We start from the raw sequence: 4,082 nt of genomic DNA, 5'->3' as shown, positions 1-4,082 counted from the left end.
GGCGGGAGTTTACCTCGCGCACTTTCACAACATTTCAAACACCCTGCGCGGCATAAAGCCCCGCCTACCAATAAAACCCCCATGCTAACCTACCCGTAGGCGGGAGTTTACCTCGCGCAGAATTTAGGTATTAAGCAACCCAATTAATTGCCTGCTATATTTACCTATAAAACCACAAGATATCAAAATGAAAAAATCACAAAACCTAAGGAAAGGTCGCATTTCAATACCCAACCACTATTACTGCGTAACCCTGGTCATAAATAACAGACAAAAGCTATTGAGCGATTTAAGTATCAATAGAAAAATAATTTATGAAATTAAGCAACTTGAAGAAGAAGGTGCCTGTAAAAGTATTGCTTTTGTCTTAATGCCAGACCATATACATTGGCTTTTTCAATTAAAAGTAAGCATGCATTTGAGCGCCTTAATTAGGCTATTTAAAGGCCGTTGCACCAAACTTGCCCGAGATCATCACAAAATTAATAAGCTTTGGCAAAGTGATTATTACGATCATATGATCCGAGATGAAAAAGATCTCATTAACTATGCGCGCTATATAGTAGCAAACCCGCTTAGAGCTAATATCGTTGATAACGTTGGCGATTACCCATTTTGGGATTGTATTTATTTGAAATAAAATATAAATACCCGTAGGCCGAAGTTTGTAAATGCAATTGATAATTTGTAGGCGGGAGTTTACCTCGCGCAAGTTCTTTAGGCCTATCTACAAAGATTAAAATGCGCGGCATAAAGCCCCGCCTTGTACAAAACAAGCAATAAGGACCCTCATGAAAATACTTCACCACGGAGCAGTCAATGGCGTAACAGGCTCATGCCACCAGCTGATAATAAACGATCAAAGCTCTTTTCTAATTGATTGTGGATTGTTTCAAGGTGAAGATTCTGTTGATGATCTTAATATTGAATTTAATATAGATACAGTCCGCGCGCTGATCGTCACCCATTGTCACATCGATCATGTTGGCCGAATCCCCTACTTATTAATGGCTGGCTTTAAAGGACCCATATTTACCTCTATTGCATCGGCCAGTTTACTGCCACTAGTGATTGAAGATGCATTAAAAGTGGGCGTCACGCGAGATCAAAAAATAATAGATACCTGCCTAAGGTTACTTAAACAACAAGTTGTATCTGTAGACTTTAAAGCCTGGTTTGAGCTTCCTTGCAAAGGTGAACACAAAGCGAAAGCCCGACTACAACGAGCAGGGCATATTTTAGGCTCGGCTTATGTTGAAATAGATATAAGCATACCAACTCGTAAAGCTAAAAACAGTCATCGGGTCGTATTTTCAGGTGATTTAGGGGCGCCCTATACACCTTTACTATCCGCACCTAAAGCGCCTTATAAAGCCGATACTTTAGTTATTGAGTCAACCTATGGTGATAAAAACCATCAAGGACGAAAGCAACGTACGCAAACCTTAAAAGCCGTGATTGAGCGCGCAGTTGCCGACAACGGTGTCGTGCTTGTGCCTGCATTTAGTATAGGCCGTACACAAGAGCTGTTATACGAACTTGAACAGCTAATTCATGCTTCAACTAAAAACTCACCTTGGCGTACAATACAAGTAATACTCGACTCCCCCATGGCGGCTAACTTTACTCAGCAGTACCGAAAGTTTAAATATCTATGGGATGAAGAAGCAAAACAAAAAGTAGCCAAAGGCCGCCATCCTCTCGACTTTGAAAACCTCACTACAATAAATACCCATAGCGAGCACTTAGCGTTAATAAATTACCTCGCCACACGCCAAACACCTGCCATTATTTTAGCTGCAAGCGGTATGTGCACCGGCGGGCGTATAGTTAATTACCTTGAACGCTTTTTACCTGACAAAACAACCGATGTATTGTTTGTAGGTTACCAAGGGCGCGGAACATTAGGTCGCGATATACAAAAATATGGCCCCCGCAATGGGTATGTTCTTATAAACGATACGCGTATTACAATTAACGCACAGGTCCATACCATTAGCGGTTATAGTGCTCATGCAGATCAGGCAGGTCTCATTAAATTTGTAACCGGTATGCGCCAAAAGCCCCACCATATAAAAATAGTCCACGGCGATGATGACGCTAAAAATGCACTCTCAACAAAATATAGGGAAGTACTGGGGAACGAGGTGAAGGTAGAAATTGGCAAGGGATAGCTTCGAGCTTCGAGCTTCGAGCTTCGAGCTTCGAGCTTCGAGAAATTTAAAAACCTTGCGGTTAATATCGCAAGGTTTTTAAATATCTGTAGCAGCGGGTTCACCCCGCGTCGTTATTAGGTTTTAGGCCCGTCACCCGTAACTCGCAACCCGAGTACAGTATAAAATAGCAACACTTAAGTTGCTAAAAACAACAATAGCAACTAATATGTTTCTATAAATTTAAAAAGCAACTTATTAGTTTCCTTGAATGAACCTTCTACAGCAAATAAAAAACCGTCGTCTTGCTCTAAAAATAAAACAAAATGAAATGCCCATGCGCATTGGTATTTCTAGGCAACAATACCAGCGACTTGAAGCAAAAGGCAATCCCAGATTAGATACGCTAACATTAGTAGCTCAAGGGCTTAATAGTGAAATAATGTTAATACCGAAAGAAAAAATGAGTGTGGTATTAGCAGCCCTCAAAAACAGTGATGGCAACATACCAACCGAACACCAAAAGCCTAATCAAAGCCTACAAAAAATAACTGTATCTGAAGATCCATGGAAAGGATTACTAGAGGATGAGGATGAACATGGAAATTAATGTTTTAAAGTTAACACTGCATGGCCATGTAGTAGGCTTTCTTGCTGGGGGTAAAAATGGCTTAAACATATTCCACTTCGATGAAAGCTTTCGTTTAAATAAAACGAGGCCAACATTTAGCTTAACTACACATCCAAACTTCCCACGAGCTGAAAAAATGATGTCAGAACCTTGGGTAACAAACCAACGCGTTCACCCCATACTATCAAACCTACTACCAGAAGGTTCATTACGCGAACTAATAGCTCAAGGCCTTAAAACTCATGTAGATAATGAGTTTCACACCCTTTCGTACCTCGGAATGGACTTACCAGGTGCTTTAGTTGCTGAACCAATGAAGCCTGAGGATGTTCCAATTAGCCTATTTAATAGTCATGGCCAAGTAACTGCGGTGAATTTTGACAAGTTAAATCAAGAGAATAAATTTTCTTTGGCTGGTGTCCAAATGAAATTTTCTATGAAAGAAAAAGACGGCCGATATAATTTAGCACGTGATAATGTGTTAGGTGATTGGATCATAAAAACCCCCTCAACTAAACATAAAGATGTACCTACTAATGAGTTTACATCCATGACTTTAGCGTCAATGGTAGGTGTGGATATTCCGGATATAAAACTAGTTAATATTGAACAATTAGATAATTTACCTCAAATTAATTTACCTGATGAAAAACTAGCGTTTGCAATAAAGCGATTCGATAGGCAAAGCAATCAACGAATTCACATGGAAGATTTTGCACAAGTACTCGTTAAGTACCCACACGATAAATACAATTCAGGAAACTATGAGCAAATAGCAAGGATCTTATATCAGTTTTCAGAGGATGGACTCGCTGATGTGCAACAGCTAGCAAGACGTTTACTTGCTAATATTCTGCTAGCTAATGGTGACGCTCACCTAAAAAATTGGAGTTTATTATATTCAGACCAAACAACGCCAAGGCTATCACCTGCTTATGATATAGTTACAACCAGTGTTTACATTGCAAATGAGCAACATTTTGCACTCAACCTCGCGAAAACAAAAGCATGGTACGATATCTCTTATAAACATTTTGAATACTGGTCTAAAAAAGCAGACATTCCCTGGCGAGCTATAAAACCTCATTTAGATGATGTAATTAATAAAGCGCGTACACAATGGCCAGATGCGATTAAGAATTTACCAATGAGTAAAGCACATAAACAACAACTTAAAACTCATTGGCAACGCCTTCATGAAGATTTTAGGTTCTAGGGATTAGGTTCGAGGTTCGAGGTTCGAGGTTCGAGGTTCGAGGTTCGAGGTTCGAGGTTCGAGGTTCGAGGTTCGAGGTTCG

Annotated in this window: 4 protein-coding genes; all 4 read left to right on the top strand. The window is 40.0% G+C overall.

Annotation, left to right across the window (positions count from 1 at the left end; all coding sequences use genetic code 11):
- Positions 1 to 187: 187 nt before the first annotated feature.
- The 4 genes from AAEY57_RS18850 to AAEY57_RS18835 all read left to right on the top strand — a co-directional run bounded on the left by AAEY57_RS18850 (position 188) and on the right by AAEY57_RS18835 (position 4,000).
- On the top strand, positions 188 to 640 hold the full coding sequence (locus AAEY57_RS18850) for an REP-associated tyrosine transposase (protein ID WP_262977460.1): 453 nt from the start codon (positions 188 to 190) through the stop codon (positions 638 to 640).
- Positions 641 to 791: 151 nt separating this feature from the next.
- Positions 792 to 2,174, top strand: coding sequence for an MBL fold metallo-hydrolase RNA specificity domain-containing protein (locus AAEY57_RS18845; RefSeq protein WP_350608537.1), 1,383 nt, complete (start codon positions 792 to 794; stop codon positions 2,172 to 2,174).
- A gap of 250 nt (positions 2,175 to 2,424) precedes the next feature.
- Positions 2,425 to 2,763, top strand: a complete 339-nt coding sequence (locus tag AAEY57_RS18840) for a helix-turn-helix transcriptional regulator (RefSeq protein ID WP_008110891.1) — start codon at positions 2,425 to 2,427, stop codon at positions 2,761 to 2,763.
- Entirely contained in the window at positions 2,753 to 4,000 is a 1,248-nt protein-coding gene (locus AAEY57_RS18835) for a type II toxin-antitoxin system HipA family toxin (RefSeq protein WP_502935502.1), read from the top strand. The genes AAEY57_RS18840 and AAEY57_RS18835 overlap by 11 nt, the downstream gene beginning before the upstream one ends.
- The last annotated feature ends 82 nt before the right edge of the window (positions 4,001 to 4,082 follow it).

The organism is Pseudoalteromonas sp. MER144-MNA-CIBAN-0113, from assembly GCF_040308965.1.
In the GTDB taxonomy this organism is placed as follows: Bacteria; Pseudomonadota; Gammaproteobacteria; order Enterobacterales; family Alteromonadaceae; genus Pseudoalteromonas; species Pseudoalteromonas tetraodonis.
This window is presented reverse-complemented; position numbering and strand designations above follow the sequence as displayed.